This is a genomic window from Neorhizobium turbinariae, assembly GCF_023223505.1.
GTDB lineage: Bacteria > Pseudomonadota > Alphaproteobacteria > Rhizobiales > Rhizobiaceae > Neorhizobium > Neorhizobium turbinariae.
Genome location: NZ_JALPRY010000008.1, coordinates 1 through 19,140, shown reverse-complemented (window position 1 = coordinate 19,140; position 19,140 = coordinate 1). Strand labels below are relative to the sequence as shown.

The 19,140-nt window shown below is 59.9% G+C and carries 18 protein-coding genes; 6 read left to right on the top strand and 12 right to left on the bottom strand.

What is annotated here, in order from left to right; genetic code table 11:
* Positions 1-202 precede the first annotated feature (202 nt).
* The 5 genes from M0654_RS06700 to M0654_RS06680 are packed head-to-tail and all read left to right on the top strand — an operon-like array spanning position 203 to position 6,155.
* Complete coding sequence (locus tag M0654_RS06700; protein WP_282571560.1) at positions 203-1,372, top strand: isovaleryl-CoA dehydrogenase; 1,170 nt, start codon at positions 203-205, stop codon at positions 1,370-1,372.
* Positions 1,369-2,964, top strand: a complete 1,596-nt coding sequence (locus M0654_RS06695) for a carboxyl transferase domain-containing protein (RefSeq protein WP_248682398.1) — start codon at positions 1,369-1,371, stop codon at positions 2,962-2,964. The genes M0654_RS06700 and M0654_RS06695 overlap by 4 nt, the downstream gene beginning before the upstream one ends.
* Before the next feature lie 46 nt (positions 2,965-3,010).
* On the top strand, positions 3,011-4,867 hold the full coding sequence (locus tag M0654_RS06690; protein WP_248682397.1) for an acetyl/propionyl/methylcrotonyl-CoA carboxylase subunit alpha: 1,857 nt from the start codon (positions 3,011-3,013) through the stop codon (positions 4,865-4,867).
* Positions 4,867-5,319: a MaoC family dehydratase gene (locus tag M0654_RS06685; RefSeq protein WP_248682396.1), complete on the top strand. Its 453-nt coding sequence runs from the start codon at positions 4,867-4,869 to the stop codon at positions 5,317-5,319. Before M0654_RS06690 ends, M0654_RS06685 begins: the two co-directional genes overlap by 1 nt.
* Entirely contained in the window at positions 5,316-6,155 is an 840-nt protein-coding gene (locus tag M0654_RS06680; protein WP_248682395.1) for an HpcH/HpaI aldolase/citrate lyase family protein, read from the top strand. The genes M0654_RS06685 and M0654_RS06680 overlap by 4 nt, the downstream gene beginning before the upstream one ends.
* Before the next feature lie 106 nt (positions 6,156-6,261).
* On the opposite strand, the gene M0654_RS06675 is transcribed toward M0654_RS06680, so the two are convergent.
* The 11 genes from M0654_RS06675 to M0654_RS06625 all read right to left on the bottom strand — a co-directional run bounded on the left by M0654_RS06675 (position 6,262) and on the right by M0654_RS06625 (position 17,250).
* Positions 6,262-6,462 (bottom strand): cold-shock protein, encoded by a 201-nt coding sequence (locus tag M0654_RS06675; RefSeq protein WP_118852666.1) that lies wholly within the window; start codon positions 6,460-6,462, stop codon positions 6,262-6,264.
* A gap of 191 nt (positions 6,463-6,653) precedes the next feature.
* A complete protein-coding gene (locus M0654_RS06670; protein ID WP_248682394.1) occupies positions 6,654-8,384 on the bottom strand; it encodes an ABC transporter substrate-binding protein in 1,731 nt (576 codons plus the stop codon).
* A 77-nt stretch (positions 8,385-8,461) separates the two neighbouring features.
* Entirely contained in the window at positions 8,462-8,743 is a 282-nt protein-coding gene (locus tag M0654_RS06665) for a DUF2160 domain-containing protein (protein ID WP_248682393.1), read from the bottom strand.
* 12 nt (positions 8,744-8,755) lie between these two features.
* Positions 8,756-9,583: a carbohydrate ABC transporter permease gene (locus M0654_RS06660; protein WP_248682392.1), complete on the bottom strand. Its 828-nt coding sequence runs from the start codon at positions 9,581-9,583 to the stop codon at positions 8,756-8,758.
* Entirely contained in the window at positions 9,576-10,460 is an 885-nt protein-coding gene (locus M0654_RS06655) for a carbohydrate ABC transporter permease (protein ID WP_248682391.1), read from the bottom strand. The genes M0654_RS06660 and M0654_RS06655 overlap by 8 nt, the downstream gene beginning before the upstream one ends.
* Positions 10,457-11,533 (bottom strand): ABC transporter ATP-binding protein, encoded by a 1,077-nt coding sequence (locus tag M0654_RS06650; protein ID WP_248682390.1) that lies wholly within the window; start codon positions 11,531-11,533, stop codon positions 10,457-10,459. Before M0654_RS06650 ends, M0654_RS06655 begins: the two co-directional genes overlap by 4 nt.
* A 9-nt stretch (positions 11,534-11,542) precedes the next feature.
* Positions 11,543-12,610, bottom strand: a complete 1,068-nt coding sequence (locus tag M0654_RS06645; RefSeq protein ID WP_248682389.1) for an ABC transporter ATP-binding protein — start codon at positions 12,608-12,610, stop codon at positions 11,543-11,545.
* A gap of 39 nt (positions 12,611-12,649) precedes the next feature.
* Positions 12,650-14,167 (bottom strand): glycerol-3-phosphate dehydrogenase, encoded by a 1,518-nt coding sequence (gene glpD, locus M0654_RS06640; RefSeq protein WP_248682388.1) that lies wholly within the window; start codon positions 14,165-14,167, stop codon positions 12,650-12,652.
* A 106-nt stretch (positions 14,168-14,273) separates the two neighbouring features.
* On the bottom strand, positions 14,274-15,047 hold the full coding sequence (locus tag M0654_RS06635; RefSeq protein WP_248682387.1) for a DeoR/GlpR family DNA-binding transcription regulator: 774 nt from the start codon (positions 15,045-15,047) through the stop codon (positions 14,274-14,276).
* Between the two features lie 461 nt (positions 15,048-15,508).
* Positions 15,509-16,603 carry a glycoside hydrolase family 25 protein gene (locus tag M0654_RS06630; RefSeq protein ID WP_248682386.1) on the bottom strand — a complete coding sequence of 365 codons (1,095 nt, stop codon included), beginning with the start codon at positions 16,601-16,603 and terminating at the stop codon, positions 15,509-15,511.
* A gap of 197 nt (positions 16,604-16,800) precedes the next feature.
* Positions 16,801-17,250 carry a DoxX family protein gene (locus M0654_RS06625; protein ID WP_248682385.1) on the bottom strand — a complete coding sequence of 150 codons (450 nt, stop codon included), beginning with the start codon at positions 17,248-17,250 and terminating at the stop codon, positions 16,801-16,803.
* 143 nt (positions 17,251-17,393) lie between these two features.
* On the opposite strand from M0654_RS06625, the gene M0654_RS06620 reads away from it, so the two are divergent.
* Complete coding sequence (locus tag M0654_RS06620; RefSeq protein WP_248682384.1) at positions 17,394-17,693, top strand: SelT/SelW/SelH family protein; 300 nt, start codon at positions 17,394-17,396, stop codon at positions 17,691-17,693.
* A gap of 312 nt (positions 17,694-18,005) precedes the next feature.
* Here the strand turns inward: M0654_RS06620 and M0654_RS06615 are convergent, their stop codons facing one another.
* On the bottom strand, positions 18,006-19,007 hold the full coding sequence (locus tag M0654_RS06615) for an IS30 family transposase (protein WP_248682383.1): 1,002 nt from the start codon (positions 19,005-19,007) through the stop codon (positions 18,006-18,008).
* Positions 19,008-19,140 lie beyond the last annotated feature (133 nt).

The following is a 19,140-nucleotide window of genomic DNA, read 5'->3' as shown; positions in this document are numbered from 1 at the left end:
ATCCCGCCTTCCTCTAGTACCGATAGTGCCTGACCAAGAACTGCCGTCGCAATGAAAGGAATGGTTACGGGGTATTTGCTGACAATTTGTTAGTTTCAGCGAGGCCTTCCATTGCTTCTTGTTGTGAAGCTTGATGGCCCCGTTTCCCCCTGTTGCTATTCGCGCGCCGGCGGCTAACATCCGGCACAGGGAGGATGTGAACATGCCAGAGTTGGACTTCGGCCTGAGTGAAATGGCCGATGCCATTCGCGACACCACGTCTCGTTTTGCCAGCCAGAAAATCGCACCCATTGCAGCGGAGATCGACCGGGAGGATCGCTTTCCCCTTGAACTGTGGCCGGAGCTTGGCGGCCTGGGGCTGCACGGGATCACTGCTGAAGAAGAGTATGGAGGGCTGGCACTTGGTTATCTCGAGCACGTCGTGGCTTGCGAGGAAATCAGCCGTGCCTCGGCTTCCGTCGGCCTATCTTATGGTGCCCATTCAAACCTTTGCGTGAACCAGATCTCGCGCTGGGCCACGCCGACGCAGAAACAGCGTTACCTGCCGGACCTGATCTCGGGCAGGCATGTCGGCAGTCTTGCCATGTCGGAGGCAGGATCGGGATCCGATGTCGTCTCGATGCGCCTGCGCGCAGACAAGGTGCAGGGCGGCTTCCGGCTCAATGGCACCAAATTCTGGATCACCAACGCTGCTTATGCCGAGACGCTGGTCGTCTATGCGAAGACTAAGCCGGATGCGGGCGCGAAAGGTATCACGGCCTTCCTGGTCGAGAAGGACTTCGAAGGCTTCTCGACCGGCCAGAAGATTGACAAGGTCGGGATGCGCGGCTCGCCAACCGGCGAACTGGTCTTCAACGACTGCTTTGTACCGGAAGAGAATATATTGGGGCCGCTCAACGGCGGCGTCGGCGTCCTCATGTCGGGGCTGGACTACGAACGCGTGGTGTTGGCGGGCATTCAGCTTGGCATCATGCAAGCCTGCCTTGATGTGGTCCTGCCTTACGTCCGGGAGCGGGAACAGTTCGGCACGCCGATCGGAAGCTTCCAGCTGATGCAAGCCAAGGTGGCGGACATGGTGGTCGCGCTGAACTCAGCACGGTCCTACGTCTACACCGTCGCAAAGGCTTGTGACGCCGGCAAGGTGACCCGCCATGATGCCGCGGCTGCCATTCTTTATGCATCGGAATGCGCGGTAAGGGTTTCCGAGCAAGCGGTACAGGCCCTCGGAGGCGCCGGCTACACCAAGGACTGGCCGGTGGAGCGCTTTTGGCGCGACGCCAAGCTTCTCGATATCGGCGCCGGCACCAACGAAATCCGACGTATGCTGATTGGCCGCGAAGTGATCGGCGGCAGCGAAAGGCAGGCCAGATGACCGTGATCCAGAACATGGTTGATACGGCGAGCGAGACCTTCCGCCAAAACGCTGCATACAACCGGCGCCTCGTTGAGGAACTGAAGGGAAAAGTAGCCGTTGCCGCCCGTGGTGGACCGGAGAAACATCGTGAGCGGCATGTATCACGCGGAAAGCTGCTGCCGAGGGATCGCGTCGACCGCCTTCTGGACCCCGGCTCGCCGTTCCTCGAAATCGGCCAGCTTGCGGCCAGCGGCATGTATGACGATGAGGCGCCCGGCGCCGGCCTGATCGCAGGGATCGGCCGCATCTGCGGTCGCGAATGCATGATCGTTGCACATGACGCAACGGTCAAGGGCGGCGTCTACTTCCCGATGACGGTGAAGAAGCACCTTCGGGCGCAGGAGATTGCGTTCGAGAACCGGCTGCCCTGCATCTACCTCGTCGACTCCGGTGGCGCAAACCTGCCGCACCAGGCTGAGGTATTCCCGGATCGCGACCACTTCGGCCGTATCTTCTACAACCAGGCGCAAATGTCAGCCGCAGGTATCGCGCAGATTGCCTGCGTGATGGGAAGTTGCACCGCGGGTGGTGCTTACATTCCGGCCATGTCAGATGAGACGGTCATCGTGCGCAACCAAGGTACGATCTTTCTGGCGGGACCGCCGCTGGTGAAAGCCGCGACCGGGGAGGTCATCTCGGCCGAAGAGCTCGGTGGCGCGGAAACCCATGGCCGACGCTCGGGCGTGGTGGATCACATAGCCGAAAACGATGAGCATGCGCTCCTGATCGTTCGTGAGATCATCGCGACGCTCAACAAGCCCAAGCGCATGGACGTGGAGTTGGCGGAACCCAGGCCGCCGCGGCTGGACCCGCAAGAACTCTACGGATTGATTCCTCCTGATGTGCGCACACCCTACGACGTTCGCGAAGTCATCGCGCGTATAGTAGACGGATCGGAGTTACAGGAGTTCAAGGCGCTTTACGGCACCAGCCTTGTCTGCGGTTTCGCGCGGATATGGGGCATACCGGTCGCCATCCTGGGCAACAGTGGCGTGCTCTTTTCCGAAAGTGCGCTGAAAGGCGCTCATTTCATCCAGCTCGCGTGCCAGCGCGGCATTCCGTTGCTGTTTCTCCAGAACATTTCCGGCTTCATGGTGGGCGGCAAATACGAGGCCGAAGGTATCGCCAAGCATGGCGCAAAGCTCGTGACGGCGGTGGCAACTGCCTCGGTTCCGAAGATCACCGTGCTGATCGGCGGCAGCTTTGGTGCGGGAAATTACGGCATGTGTGGGCGCGCCTACCAGCCGCGTTTCCTGTTCACCTGGCCGAACTCCCGCATCTCGGTGATGGGTGGAGAGCAGGCGGCGTCGGTCCTCGCGACGGTGCATCGGGATGCCGCAACCTGGAGCGCAGAGGACGCCGAAGCCTTCAAGGCACCGATCAGGCAGAAATATGAGGACGAGGGAAATCCGTATTACGCGACCGCGCGCCTTTGGGACGACGGCATCATTGACCCGGCGCAGACCCGCGACGTTCTGGGGCTTGCGTTCAGCGCCGCCCTGAACGCACCAATTCCCGAGCGAGCGCAGTTCGGCGTGTTCCGGATGTGACCTTTATGCCTGCCGATGTTCCCGGAATGATGCACTGGACCAGACCATGATCGACAGCCTGCTGATCGCCAACCGCGGCGAGATCGCCAGAAGGATCATCCGAACCGCCAGACGGCTCGGCGTGCGGACAATCGCTGTATATTCCGAAGCTGACCGCGACATGCCGTTCGTTCGCGAAGCCGACGATGCCGTCTGCATCGGGGCTGCGCCAGCACGTGAAAGTTATCTGCGTCAGGACCGCATCCTGGAGGCTGCCAAGCAAACAGGCGCCCAGGCCATTCATCCGGGCTATGGCTTTCTTTCGGAGAATGCGGATTTTGCCCAAGCCGTCATCAACGCCGGGTTGGTCTGGGTCGGCGCGCCTCCCGCGGCAATCCGGGCGATGGGGCTGAAGGATGCTGCGAAAGAGCGGATGATCGCCGCGGGCGTGCCCGTGACACCGGGATACCTCGGACAAGATCAGGATCCCGGTCGCCTGCAACGGGAGGCGGACGCGATCGGTTATCCCATCCTCATCAAGGCCGTTGCCGGCGGTGGTGGCAAGGGTATGCGGCGCGTCGACACTGCGGCAGATTTCGCCGCCGCTCTGCAGGCCTGCAAGCGCGAGGCGGCGTCTTCCTTCGGTGACGATAGGGTGCTGCTGGAGAAATATATCCTTTCGCCGCGGCACATCGAAGTGCAGATCTTCGGCGACACCCACGGGAACGTCATTCATCTATTCGAGCGCGACTGTTCGCTGCAGCGCCGCCACCAGAAGGTGATCGAAGAAGCGCCGGCACCCGGAATGGACGCTGAAACCCGCAACGCCGTCTGCGAGGGAGCCGTGAAGGCTGCCAAAGCCGTGGGGTATGTGGGCGCCGGGACGATCGAGTTCATCGCCGATGCCTCGGAAGGTTTGATGCCCGGCCGCATCTGGTTTATGGAGATGAATACACGGCTGCAGGTCGAACATCCCGTCACAGAAGCAATTACCGGACAGGACCTGGTGGAGTGGCAATTGAGGGTCGCCGGCGGCGAACCCTTGCCGCTGAGGCAGGTTGACCTCCAGATGACGGGCTACGCCATCGAAGCGCGGCTTTACGCGGAGAACCCGACGAGGGACTTTCTGCCGTCCATTGGTCGGCTGGAGCACCTTCGGCTCCCGAACACCATCCGCGTCGACAGCGGCGTCGAAGAGGGCGGCGAGATCACCTCCCACTACGACCCGATGATCGCAAAGCTGATCAGCCACGGGACCAACCGCCGGGAAGCCGCCCTCAAACTGGCGCAAGCGGTTGCAGCGGTCGAAGTCTGGCCCGTCAAGACCAATGCGGCCTTCCTTGTGCGGGCGCTGCAGCACGCCAGCTTCCTATCCGGGGAGCTGGACACGGGATTCATCGAACGGAACACAGCGGAACTCATTCCTCCCGAGGAGTCGAACGACGCCGTACTGCAGGGCGCGGCCAACGCAATCATCAGCCACGACAAATCGGATCCTTGGACAGCGCTATCTGGACTTCGTCTCAATGCCGAACCGCAACGAGGGGTTTCGGTACAGGTAGGTTCGAGCGTGTATCGGGTGGAGCTAGACCCGAAACCCAAGGCTGGGACGGTCGCCGATGGCGTGCTGTTTATGGATGGTGGCGCCTGGTCGTTTGGCATCCCCCGCGCTGACAGTGCGATGAAGGCCGGTGCGGCTGTTGATGGAGCCGTGATGGCGCCAATGCCTGGCACGGTAATCGCTGTCCATGTGGCAGAGGGGGATCATGTGACACGCGGCCAGCCGCTTCTCGTGCTGGAGGCGATGAAGATGGAACAGGCTCTAGTGTCGCCATTCGACGGCACCGTCGCGGAATTGAAGGGTACTACGGGAGGCCAGGTCGCCGAAGGCAGCCTTCTTGTTCGTGTTGAGGGAGATGCGTGATGGCAGGCCGGTATTTCGAAGAGTGGAGCGTTGGCGATCGCCTGTCGCATGACATCCGCCGAACGGTCACCGAAACGGACAACCTCCTGTTTTCGACCATGACGCATAATCCGCAGCCGTTGCATCTCGATGCAGAGGCCGCCAAGGCGAGCGAGTTCGGTAAAATCCTCGTCAATGGCACGTTCACCTTCGCCTTGATGATCGGGCTCTCGGTCGGCGATACGACGCTCGGCACACTGGTCGCGAACCTGGGCTACGACAAGCTCGTGATGCCGAAGCCCGTGTTCATCGGCGACACAATGCGGGCTCAGACAGAGGTGGTCGAGACAAGGGCAAGCAGTTCCCGGCCGCAGGCCGGCATCGTCACTTTTCAGCACGAACTCCTGAACCAGCGGGATGAAGTCGTATGCCGCTGCCTTCGTTCGGCGCTCGTCCAGAGGAAGCCGGCATGAGGCTGCGTTCGCTGCTCTTCGTGCCGGGCGATCGTCCGGAGCACATGGAAAAGGCGCTGAAGGTGGGTGCCGATGCCCTGATCCTGGACCTTGAGGACTCGGTCGCGTTGGTGGCGAAGCCACAGGCGCGCGCCGCCGTCGCTACGTTCATTAGGTCGGCTCCACGCGGTGTGAAGCTCTTCGTGCGCGTCAATCCGCTGGACAGCGGCCTTGTCAACGATGACTTGGCCGCCATCCTCGACGCTCGTCCCGATGGGATTGTTTTGCCGAAAGCCGAAGGCGCGGCAAGCATCGAGGCGCTTGCTGCCCGATGTCACAGTATTCCGATCCTGCCGATCGTCACCGAAACCCCATCGGCCATCTTCAAGATCGGCAGCTATGCCGGCGTCGAAAAGCAGTTATTGGGGCTCACCTGGGGTGCGGAGGATCTTCCGGCCGCAATAGGCGCATCGACCGCGAGGGACGAACATGGGCGTTATCTACCACCTTATGAACTTGTGCGGTCACTGACACTGTTCGGCGCCCATGCGGCCAATGTACCCGCCATCGAGACGGTTTATCCGTCGTTCCGTGACTTGGAAGGATTGCGGACCTACGCGAGGAATGGACGAAGGGACGGGTTCACCGGCATGATGGCGATCCATCCGGACCAGGTGCCGATCATCAATGAGGCGTTCAGCCCAAGCGACGAAGAGGTCGCGCATGCCAAAGCGGTTATTGCGGCGTTCGAGGCCAATCCCGGCAAGGGCGCACTGCAACTGGACGGGCGGATGATCGATCTGCCACATCTGAAGCTGGCGCGAAAACTGCTGCGCTCCGTGGCGGAGCAGGGATAACAGCCTCACGCATGCGTGGAGAACGCGCTCGCGCGCTGCCTCGCCCTGGAAAAGGTTCAAAAAGAAAGGGGCGGAACACAAGTCCCACCCCCGCCTTGATTCCTAATCAGAGAACGCTGACGTTCTCGGCCTTGGACTTGCCCGTCTTGCGGTCCTGGCCAAGCTCGTAGCTGACCTTCTGGCCGTCGCGCAGCGCCTGGCCGCCGAGTGCCGAAATGTGCACGAAGACATCCGCGCCACCATTGTCTGGTGTGATAAAGCCGAAGCCCTTATCCTGATTGAAGAACTTCACGGTACCGGTTGCCATAGATATCCTCGTGTTTCGAAGGCTTCATCCTGAAGCCTGTTGGTTTGGGCAAGCAAGTTGCCCGAGAGGCATAGCATGTGGCTTACAACCGGGGAAGGGGGCTCTTCTATGCTTGTCGGAGCACATTGCCTACTTGTCAGATGGGTATGGTTGCCTGCCGGACGCCACGAAGGCGCCCGGCAGAGCTATGGTTACTGCTTGGCGTCGGCCCAGCTCTTGACGAGCTCGTCATAGTTGACGGTGACGGGCTTTTCCTTCTCGTCCTTGATCGGCAGCTGCGGCGCCAGGTTGCCCTTGGCCACGGCGTCCTTGTTCCAGTACTCGAGGTCATGCTCTTCGGCGAGCTTCGGACCCATGTCCTTCTGCACGCCGGCACGCTCGAGACGCTGCAACACCTTCTCCTGCTCGGCGCAGAGCGAGTCCATGGCTTCCTGCGGCGTCTTTGCGCCGGAGGCCGCATCACCGATCGCCTGCCACCAGAGCTGTGCGAGCTTCGGATAGTCGGGAACGTTCGTACCCGTCGGCGACCACTGGACGCGTGCCGGAGAACGATAGAACTCGATGAGACCGCCGAGCTTCGGAGCACGCTCGGTGAAGCTCTCGTGGCGGATCGAGCTTTCGCGGATGAGGGTCAAGCCGACGTGGCTCTTCTTCACATCCACGGTCTTCGAGGTCACGAACTGCGCGTAAAGCCATGCGGCCTTGGCGCGATCGTCAGGCGTGGACTTGAGCAGCGTCCAGGAACCCACGTCCTGATAGCCGAGCTTCATGCCGTCCTTCCAGTATACGCCGTGCGGCGAGGGGGCAAAGCGCCACTTCGGCGTTCCGTCCTCGTTCATCACGGGCAGGCCGGGCTTGACCATGTCTGCGGTAAAGGCCGTGTACATGAAGATCTGCTGGGCGATTTCGCCTTGTGCCGGCACCGGACCGGATTCGGAGAAGTTCATGCCCTGCGCTGCCGGAGGAGCATAGGCCTTCATCCAGTCCAGATATTTCTGGATGGAATAGACCGCCGCCGGGCCGTTGGTATCACCACCACGTGCGACGCAAGAGCCGACCGGCTGGGACTGCTCGTTGACCTTGATGCCCCACTCATCGACGGGAAGGCCGTTCGGCAGGCCCTTGTCACCGTTGCCGGCCATGGAGAGCCAGGCATCGGTAAAGCGCCAGCCGAGCGACGGATCCTTCTTGCCATAGTCCATATGGCCAAAGACCTTCTTGCCGTCGATTTCGCGGCCGGTGAAGAACTCGGCGATGTCTTCGTAAGCCGACCAGTTGACGGGCACGCCAAGGTCGTATCCGTACTTGGCCTTGAAGTCGGCCTTGTTCTTCTCATCGTTGAACCAGTCGTAGCGGAACCAGTAGAGGTTCGCGAACTGCTGGTCCGGCAGCTGGTAGAGGTCACCGTCCGGAGCGGTTGTGAACTTCAGGCCGATGAAATCTTCCAGGTCGAGGTCCGGGTTGGTGACGTCCTTGCCCTCGTTCTCCATCCACTTTGTCAGTGAACGGGCCTGCTGGTAGCGCCAGTGCGTGCCGATCAGGTCGGAGTCGTTGACATAGGCATCGTAGACGTTTTCGCCTGACTGCATCTGCGTCTGCAGTTTTTCGACAACGTCGCCTTCGCCGATCAGGTCGTGGGTGATCTTGATGCCGGTGATCGCGGTGAAGGCGGGCGCCAGAACCTTGGATTCATATTCATGCGTGGTGATGGTTTCAGACACCACCTTGATGTCCATGCCGGCAAAAGGCTTGGCAGCATCGATGAACCACTGCATTTCCTTTTCCTGATCGGCGCGAGAAAGCGCCGACATGTCGCCGATTTCCTTGTCGAGGAACTGTTTTGCCTCCTCCATGCCAGCCATGGCGGATCCCGCCAAGGCAAGCAGTATGCTTGCTGTCGATGTCAGAAGATGCCGTCGCATATCGAGTCCTCCCATTGATGCGATTGCAGTTCACCATTTCTGGCAGCGGACCTCCTCCGCCACCAATTCACAGGGTTTCAGACAAAGCGGAACACGCCGATCGCGTAGACCACCGATAGTCCCAGAGCCCACCAAAGATTGGGTCCGACAAACCCAAGCCAAGCCAGATGAATGAAGGCCGCGCCAAGCAGCGAGATGAAGAGACGGTCGCCGCGGGTCGTCTCGAAGCGCAGGACGCCCACCCTTGGAGCACCGCCCGGCGAGAAATACTCCCAGACGCCCATGGCGGCGATCAGCACCAGAATGGTGATGAAGAACACAGCCGTCGGCAGGGTCCACGCCATCCATCCGAAGCTCATGCTCGCTCTCCCTCAAACTCGGCCAAGGGCAAAACCCTTGGCGATGTAATTGCGGACAAAATAGATGACCAAGGCACCTGGGATGATGGTGAGCACACCGGCTGCGGCCAGCACGCCCCAATCCATGCCCGAGGCGGACACTGTGCGCGTCATGATAGCGGAAATGGGCTTTGCCGCCGTAGTCGTCAGCGTGCGGGCCAGCAGGAGCTCTACCCAGGAGAACATGAAGCAGAAGAAGGCGGCGACACCGATGCCCGAGGCGATCAGCGGCATGAAGATCTTGATAAAAAAGCGCGGGAACGAGTAGCCGTCGATATAGGCTGTCTCGTCGATCTCCTTCGGTACGCCCGACATGAAGCCTTCGAGGATCCAGACGGCGAGCGGCACATTGAACAGGCAGTGCGCCAGAGCGACAGCAATGTGGGTGTCGATCAAGCCAAATGCCGAATACAGCTGGAAGAAGGGCAGGGCGAAGACTGCCGGCGGCGCCATTCGGTTGGTCAACAGCCAGAAGAACAGGTGCTTGTCGCCAAGGAACCGGTAGCGCGAGAAGGCGTAAGCAGCCGGAAGTGCCGCTGCCACTGAAATGATCGTGTTCAGAACGACATAGAGGATCGAGTTGATGTAACCGTTGTACCAGGACGGATCAGTGAAAATCACCGCGTAGTTCCGCAAGGTCGGGTTCTGCGGCCAGAGCGTAAAAGCGCCGGTGATCTCGGCATTTTCCTTGAAGCTCATGTTGACGAGCCAGTAAATCGGCAGCAACAGGAACAAGATATAGAGGGTGGACACCACCCAGGAGTAGCTGCCCGCCGGCTTGTACTTCTTTGCCTCAGCCATGGTCGCGGCCTCCCTCTTCAGCATCGCTGCTTGTCATCACCGTGTAGAAGACCCACGAGAGCAACAGGATGATCAGGAAGTAGACAATGGACATGGCCGCCGCAGGCCCGAGGTCGAACTGGCCAACCGCCATCTTGACAAGGTCGATCGAAAGGAAGGTCGTGGAGTTGCCCGGCCCGCCGCCCGTCACAACAAAGGGTTCGGTGTAGATCATGAACGAGTCCATGAAGCGAAGCAGAACAGCGATCAGGAGCACCCGCTTCATCTTCGGAAGCTGGATGTAGCGGAAAACGGCCCAACGCGACGCACCGTCGATCTTTGCGGCCTGGTAATAGGCGTCAGGGATGGACACGAGGCCGGCGTAGCAAAGAAGCACGACAAGGCTCGTCCAATGCCAGACGTCCATGACGATGACAGTGATCCAGGCATCGATCGGGTCGCGGACGTAGTTGTAGTCGATCCCAAGCGAAGCGAGGGTGCGTCCAAGGAGCCCGATATCGACGCGGCCAAACACCTGCCAGATAGTTCCGACGACGTTCCACGGGATGAGCAACGGCAGGGCCATCAGGACGAGGCAGACCGGCACGCCGATACCCTTTTTCGGCATGTTGAGAGCGATGAAGATCCCGAGCGGGATTTCGATCGCGAGGATGATAAAGGAGAAGAAGAGATTGCGGCCGAGCGCATCCCAGAAGCGGTCGGAATGAAGGATCTCATCGAACCAGTCCGTGCCGGCCCAGAAGAACTCGTTATTCCCGAACGTGTCCTGCACCGAATAGTTGACCACCGTCATCAGTGGGATGGCAGCGGAGAATGCCACGAGCAGAAGAACCGGCAGGACGAAGAACCAAGCCTTGTTGTTGTAGGTCTTGTTCATGGTGAGGCCCTCTCCTCGACGCGCCAGGAATTGGCGTAAAGGTTCAAGCCTGCCGGATCGAAGCTGACATGTGCGTCCGTCGGGATCTCCGTGTCTTCATTGACGACGGCGGCGATTGGCTGGCCCTGCAACTCGGCCCGAACGATTTTGCGCCGGCCGATATCTTCCACCCGGGTGACGGTGACGGGTAGGCCGCTTTGGCCGAGGCGAATGAACTCCGGGCGGATGCCGAGTTCAAGACGATCAGCCGGGTTCACGCTCGGGGCAGCGACAAGATCAAGCCTCTCTTGTCCAAGCAGCACTGCGCTACCTTCCAGCCGCACCGGCATGATGTTCATACCGGGCGAGCCGATGAAATAACCCACGAAGGTGTGGCGCGGCTTCTCAAACAGCTCTGCCGGCGTGCCGATCTGCACGATCTGGCCCTCGAACATCACGACGACCTTATCGGCGAAGGTGAGCGCCTCGGTCTGGTCATGCGTCACATAAACCATCGTGAAACCGAACTTCTTGTGGAGCCGTTTCAGCTGCGAGCGAAGGACCCATTTCATGTGGGGGTCGATCACCGTCAGCGGCTCATCAAAGAGAATGGCGTTGACGTCGTTGCGCACCAGGCCGCGGCCAAGCGAGATCTTCTGCTTCTGGTCGGCGGTCAGCCCGCGTGCCTTCCGCTTCGACCAGTCCGCAAGGTCGATAATGTCGAGCATTTCGCGGACACGACGGTCTACTTCCGCTTCAGGAACCTTCCGGTTGCGCAGCGGGAAGGCGAGATTGTCGTAGACCGTCATCGTGTCGTAGATGACCGGAAACTGGAACACCTGCGCAATGTTGCGGGCTTGTGTCGAAAGCTCCGTCACATCCTTGCCGTCGAAGAGGATGCGGCCGTGCGAGGGGTGCAACAGGCCCGAAATGATGTTGAGCAAGGTTGTCTTGCCGCAGCCGGAGGGCCCGAGCAGGGCATAGGCACCGCCATCAACCCACTCATGATCGACCTCGCGCAGCGCATAGTCGGCATCCGAGACTGGGTTGGGGTTGTAGGCGTGGCGGATCTGGTCGAGGGTGATACTGGCCATGGTCCTACCTCACACTGCCACGGCAATGGCACGGCCATCACGCCCAAAGGCCATCAGGTGCCTCGTGTCGAGAAACACATCGACGCTGCTGTCGGGCTCAAGATCGTGGATACCTGGCGCGAGCATCACCCATTTCACGCCACCAAAGTCCAAGTGAATGAAGCTTTCGGACCCGGTGATCTCAGAGATCTGCGTGCGGGCCTGCAGCCGAGCCGCCGCCGTGGTCTGTTCGGCAAGCCCCAGATGATGCGGATGGAACGCAATGGTGATAGGGCCGTCATCGACATTCAGAAGATGCGCTGGAACGGGCAGTACATGGCCGTGATGCTGGAACGACGCGCCGGCTTTCTCGACCTCCATGAAGTTGAGGGGAGGATCGGCGAAGGTCTTGGCGGTCGTTAGGTCGGATGGCTGGCGGTAGACCTGCGTCGTTGGCCCGAACTGCGTGACCCTGCCTTCGCTCAAGGTCGCGGTGTTTCCGCCCAGAAGCAGGGCTTCCGATGGTTCCGTGGTCGCATAAACGAAAATGGCACCAGATTGCGCAAAGATCTTCGGCAGTTCCTCCCGCAGTTCCTCGCGCAGCTTGTAATCGAGGTTGGCGAGCGGCTCGTCCATCAGCACCAGGCTGGCATTCTTGACCAAAGCACGTGCAAGCGCGGTTCGCTGCTGTTGGCCGCCGGAAAGATGCAGAGGGGTGCGATCAAGATAAGGCGTCAGGCGCAGCAGTTCGGCGGCCTTGCGGACCTCGCGGTCTATGACCGTTTTTTCCTTGCCGGCGATGCGCATGGGCGACGCGATGTTTTCGTAGACGGTCAGCAGCGGGTAGTTGATGAACTGCTGGTAGACCATCGCGACATTGCGCTTCTGGACCGGCACGCCGGTGACATCGGAACCATCGAAATGCACGGAGCCTGCGGTCGGCTGGTCAAGACCGGCCATCAGCCGCATCAACGACGTCTTGCCCGAAAGTGTCGGGCCAAGCAGGACGTTCAGTGAGCCTCGTTCGAACGCAAGGGTGGTCGGATGAATGTGATATTCACCGGCAACCATTTTCGCGACATTGCGCAGTTCCAGCATGCCTGTTCCCCCGCCTCCTCACAGCGGGAACACACGCCGTTAACCAGCCATTCGTCCGGCTGGTAATGCGGCCATGTACTCCTCCAACAGCCTCTTACCATTCTCATCCACGCGCAAGCCGTCCTTCGTCCTCCTCCAAAGAACGTCCTCGGCGCTCATCGCCCATTCGTTTTCGATCAGGTAGCGAACCTCCGCCTCATACAGATCGCCATCGAAATGCTGCCCGAGATCTGCAATACTGGCAGCATTGCCCAACAGAACAGCCGATCGGGTGCCATAACGACGAACCAGCCGACGGGCATGCCTGTCCGAAAGGAAGCCGTACTTCGCCTTCAGCTTCGCAACTTCGGTTTCGTAGCCTTTCGTCGCGAAATTGCCGCCCGGAAGATGGCTTTGCGCTGTCCACGGCTTGCCCTTGGTGCCGATCGCCTCGCCGATCTTCTCCAACGCATGCTCGGCCAAGCGCCGGTAGGTGGTGAGCTTGCCGCCAAAAACGTTGAGAAGCGGTGCGGCCTCTTCGGTCTCGAGCTTGAGCACGTAGTCGCGTGTCGCTTCCTGCGCCTTGGAGGCACCGTCATCAAAGAGCGGGCGCACGGCAGAATAGGTCCAGACGATGTCCTCGCGTCGCACCGGCTCGCGGAAGTACTCGCTGGCCGCCTTGCAGAGATAATCCGTCTCTTCGTCGGTAATCTGGATGTTCTTCGGATCCTCGTCGAAATCGCGGTCGGTCGTGCCGATCAACGTGAAATCGCCCTCATAGGGGATGGCGAAGATGATCCGGTTGTCCGGGTTTTGGAAGAAGTAGGCGCGCTCGCCCTCGAACTTCTTGCGGATGACGATGTGGCTGCCCTGCACGAGCCGAACATGCTTGGCATCGTTCTTGCCGAACGCGCTGCGGATCACCTGGTCGACCCAAGGGCCGGCGGCATTGACCAGCATCCGCGACGTATAGGTGCCCGTTTCACCAGTCAGCGTGTTACGGGTCTCGATGATCCAGACGCTACCTTGACGACGGGCTGAGATGACCTTGGTCCTCGGCAGGATCGTCGCGCCTTTGTCTGCGGCGTCACGCGCATTCAGCACCACCATGCGCGCGTCATCCACCCAGCCGTCGGAATATTCAAACGCCTTGGTGAAGAGCGGCTTCAACGGTTTGCCCGCAGGGTCGCTGCGCATGTCGAGCGTCGCTGTCGGGGGAAGCAGTTTGCGGCCACCGAGATGGTCGTAGAGAAACAGGCCCAGCCTGATCAGCCAGGCGGGCCGGATGCCGCCCTTGTGGTAGGGCAGGACAAAGCGCATCGGCCAGATGATATGCGGCGCCATGGCCCACAGCACTTCGCGCTCCACCAGCGATTCGCGAACAAGCCGGAACTCGTAATGCTCGAGGTAGCGAAGGCCGCCGTGAATAAGCTTGGTCGCGCCGGACGAGGTACCCGATGCAAAATCGTTCATTTCCGCCAGGGCCACCTTGTAGCCACGACCGACGGCGTCGCGTGCGATACCGCACCCGTTGATACCGCCTCCAATGACAAAGATGTCCAGCACGTCTTGGCTCATCTACCTATCGGCTGCCGGAGAGGCAGCGCCCGCTGCTCAAATCGAAACTTCAGGAGATTAGAACCGAAATTTTTCGAATGTCAAACGAAAGCTACTGGAGCCACGATCAGCACGCTGTTTCGGAGGTTTCGATCAACCTCACGCCGCTCTGCTCGCACATCCCGCGGAACTCTGCCCACTCGCATCTATCTGTAATGAAGGTGTGGATCTGGCTGATCTGGCCGATGCGCACCGGCGCCGTGCGCTCGAACTTGCTAGAGTCAGCAACAAGGATCACGTGGCGTGCATTGGCGATGATCGCCTGCGCCACCTTTACCTCACGGAAGTCGTAGTCGAAGATCGATCCGTCTGGATCGATGGCGGACGCACCAATAACGGCATAATCCACCTTGAACTGCCGGATGAAGTCGACTGCTGCTTCGCCAACGATGCCGCCATCAGACTGGCGCACCACACCGCCGGCGATGACCACATCAATATCATCAACCAGCCGCAAGGTATTGGCGACATTTATGTTATTGGTAACAACCATCAGTTCCTTGTGGTCCACGAGTGCCTCGCCAACCGCCTCCGTCGTGGTGCCGATATTGATGAACAGCGAACTGTTGTTGGGGATCAACTGCGCGGCGGCAGCGCCAATCGCCTGCTTTTCCGCCGCCGCCATCTGGCGCCGCGCTTCATACCGCATGTTTTCGGTGCCGCGCGGCAGCGTCGCGCCACCATGGATGCGGTTCAGCAGTTGGGCATCGCAGAGGTCGTTCAAGTCCTTGCGGATCGTCTGCGGGGTGACGGAGAAATGGACCGCCAGGTCATCCACCAGCACGCGCCCGGCGGACTTGGCCATCTCAATGATCTTCGCCTGGCGATCGGAAAGGAACATGATGCCCCCGCTATTCATTTCTGTTTCGTTTTAGCTCATATGCAGCGAAACGCAATGAAACTGAATACGGGAAGAAAAGCGTGCCGCCATCGCACCTTCGTTCGCAAGCCATGATACAGGGCAAAAACGTCGCGGGTAGTTGCGAAAAGAATCACCGGCGCCCATCTGTGAGCCATGCCTAAAACGAGAAAACAACGGTTCCTACGCGAGCAGTATCGCCGAATGCTCACGTCCAATCAGCATGTCCATCCTCACTGGAGAAACAGCTTCGAGACCTTCTGCGAAGACATTGATCCCTTTACGCCAAACTCGGCGGCGGGGCGCATCATCGCGACCCGAAACCCGCGGCTCGGTTTCATTCCAGGCAATGTCGAATGGCATTGGGAGAACCGGAGAAACCTGAACGCAAAAAAGGACTGACCTCCGAAGGCCAGTCCCTTCCAAATTCTCGTCAGGCAAGATCAGTTTCGGGCGATAAGTGCCTTTGAGTTTATCCAGCTGTGCCATTGCTCCACCGTACCGTGGAAGGCGTTAAGGTCTATCTTTTCGCTCACGCCATGCGAAAGGCCAGATCCGGAATACTGCCAGAAGACCCACTTGCGGCCAGGGTAAACCTTCGACGGGTGCTGCGCGACGGCGCGCAGCCAGAACGGATAATCTAGGAACTCGCCCTGCAGGTTGTCTTTGTAGAAATCGGGAGCGGTGTAGATGATCGGACGCTGGCCATAGTGGCGCTCGATCTTGTCCATGAACACCTGCATCTTTTCCAGCACGCGGGCGCGGCTGATCCGCTGCTTGCACCGCGAGTCGCCGTTCCATTCCACGTCGATGACCGGCGGCAGTGCATCCGGATCGCGCGGCACATTGCGGATGAACCAATCCGCCTGTTCGCTCGCAACCCGGCACCAATAGAAGAAGTGGTAGGCTCCACGCTTAAGGCCCGCTGCCTTGGCGCGGTTCCAGTTGGTCTTGAACATCGGGTCGAGATGATCGCCGCCATCGGTTGCCTTGATGTAGGCGAAGTTCGCCCCCTGGGTCCGCAGCTTGGCCCAGTCGATCTCGCCCTGCCAGCGCGACACGTCAACGCCATGTACGGGATAGTGTTTCGGCGTCACGCGCCCAAAATCGATCGGCTTGGCGTCACGGAATTGGCGGCTATAGATGCGCATCCGCTCGCCGCGCCGGGGTGCCGGTTCAACTGCAGGATTGTCGGGCATCAGCATGGCGACCGGCCGACCCGTGGGTAGCGGCATGCCGACCGTGGTCTGGCTCGCGAAAGCCTGCGGCGGGCGCTCCGCGTTTGCCCAAGCGAGTTGCTCCAGATGCGTTTCACCGGAAGACGCGGGGGAGGGGGAGGCAAGTTGTGGAGATGCCGTTTCTGCCGAGCGGTTCGCGTCGATCCGGCCGCTCTTGCCGACGCCGACGGAGGGAACCGGGGCAGCGGGACGCGCGATGGAGCCGGTTGTTTCCCGGCGCGCGACGACGTCGTCGGACCAGAAGCAACTGGACAAGCTCAGGCATGCAAGAAGGATTGCTGGTGCAGCCGATATTCGCATCTCTAACCCGTACGCAAAACAACAAGAGGGGCAGCCCACGCCGTCGCAAATCGACGAGAATTGCTAACAGAGGATTACCAGGAAATCCTGAATGCAATCTTTACGCGGGGCGTATTTCGCATGCGGAATGGCTAATAAGCGAATTTTAGGGCGGGGAGGGGAGCCGGAGATCCTTGGGATCTCCGGCTGAAGTCAGTTCAGAATGTGCGCGAGAGCCGCGCGTCAACGGAATGCCGGTTTCCGCCGCGGATGGCGAAGAACAGGAAGACTGCGCTCCACAGGATGGATTTTTCCGCTCCGGCCAGGCCTTCGGCGCGCACGATGCCGTGGAAATAGACGGTGACGAGGAGCACGATCGTCGCCGCAAACGAAGCCGGTCGCGTAAACAAGCCGATCGCGACGAGGATGCCGCCAAAGAACTCGGTCGTGGCAAGCAGCGGCGACCAGAAGACGCCGGGGTAGAAACCCAGGCTCTCCACCATGCCGACCGCGCCAAACGGGTTGACGATCTTCATCATGCCGTGGGTAACAAGCAGAACGCCCGCGGTGACGCGCAGGATCGTCTCAACGATCTGGTCGGTGGAGGTATAAAGCGGCGCCAGAGCTGGTACGATCAGCTTCGAGCGAACTGCGGAATCAAAAGACATGGGAGGACCTTCAGAGGATGTTGGATCAATGAAGCCTTCACATCGCTTCCTCGCTTAATCCTGTCGAGCCAATGGCGATCAAAACCTTGAGCCTGGCAGGTGACATTCTCGTGAAAGAGCCCATACTGCGACAGGAGACCTAGATGACCAAGCCGCGCGTAACGATCTTGTACTGCACCCAGTGCAACTGGCTGCTGAGAGCGGGATGGATGGCGCAGGAACTGCTGCAGACATTCGGCGATGCGCTCGGCGGGGTGGCGCTGGTGCCCGGCACCGGCGGCAATTTCGAAATCAGGCTTGATGGCGAACTACTATGGGAGCGCAAACGCGACGGCGGTTTCCCTGGACCCAAGGAGCTTAAGCAGCGGGTGCGGGATGTGATTGATCCGGACCGCGACCTTGGCCATCTCGATAGAACATCCGTCGCCGAGAAGGAAGGCTGATCGCCGGAGCGGCGGTCGAACTGTTCATGAAGGATGGAGCATCGACCTTGATGCCGATGCTGCCATGGTTGGCTTTCAGATGCCCGTGCCTGTTAGCGCAGGAACAGGACGAGAAGAATGACGATCGGCAGGGGGATACCAAGAAGCCAGAGAAGAATACCGCGACCCATGTTGTGTCTCCTGTTGATTATGTTGAGGTCTTTGTCTTGCGGGAACTCAACGTCATCAACCGGAAGAGGTTCCTTTAGCCTGTCATGGATGCGGGGTGGAGAAGCTAACCAAGTGCATCATACCGGTGTCTAGGGTAGGGGATCACCCCTCTTCCTGCAAATGTGCCATGAACACTTCTGCCGGGGTTTTGTATCCGAGGCATTTTCGCGGCTGATCGTTGAGATGGCGGGCAAGGTGGGTCAGGTCGCGCTGAGAGACGGCTGCAAGATCGGTATCACCTGGCATGAAGCCGCGAATGCGCTTGTTGGCATTTTCCACCGCACCTTTCTGCCATGGCGCGCTGGGATCGCAGAACCAACTGCGCGCGCCGATGCCATCTTCCAAAGCCCTGAAGCCGGCGAACTCCGTGCCGCGGTCAAAGGTGAAGCTCTGGCGTGCAAAGGCTGGCAGCGGAGAGAATGTTCCGATGATCTTGTCCATGATCGGACGGGAGTGCCGGCTTTGGTTCTTGATCATCACGGTATAGCGGCTCTTGCGTTCGACCAGTGAAGTGACGTTGGCATGCCCGAGTTCACGTTCGAAGATCAAAAGGTCGCCCTCCCAATGGCCGAATCTAGAGCGATTGCCAATAAAATCGGAGCGTTGCGATATTCTGTGACTGGCCGGAAACACGCTGTTTCGCGGCTTCCTCGACGCACGTGGACGACGCTTGCGGCGTGCCTCGGGCAGATACCGGTATAGGCCCAAGCCGTAGTCTTCCTTGCCGTAGATGAAGCGGTAGATCGTTTCGGCGCAGATGCGGACCAAGCTGAGACCATCGGCTAGCAGACGGCCGGCGATCTGTTCCGGCGACCAATAAGCTTCCAGTTTCTCGATGACCATGCTTCGCAGGTGCGAATTGCGCCGCAGCTTTCTCAAGCGCCGGCGCCGTTCCTTGGCGATGTCATCGGCAACAGCCGAGAAGTAGCCGCTGTATTCGGGAAGCTCGCGGTCGTGAAACGTGTTGCGCCTGATTTCGCGATAGATGGTCGAGCGGTGACGACCGAGCTGGCGGGCCATCTCGTTGATCGGAACCTTGCGCTCGACCAGGTGATGAAGACGCCGTCGATCGACGAGGGTCAATTGCTGATAGCAGCGGGACATGCCAAAATCTCCAAAGTGAAGCCGTTGAATCACCGGCATATCGCACTTGAAAATAGAATGTACCCGGCTACACCTGTGTGACGGCAAGGTTGAAATGTCCGCCAGCCTGCAAAAAAGAAATGTCCGAGAAGTC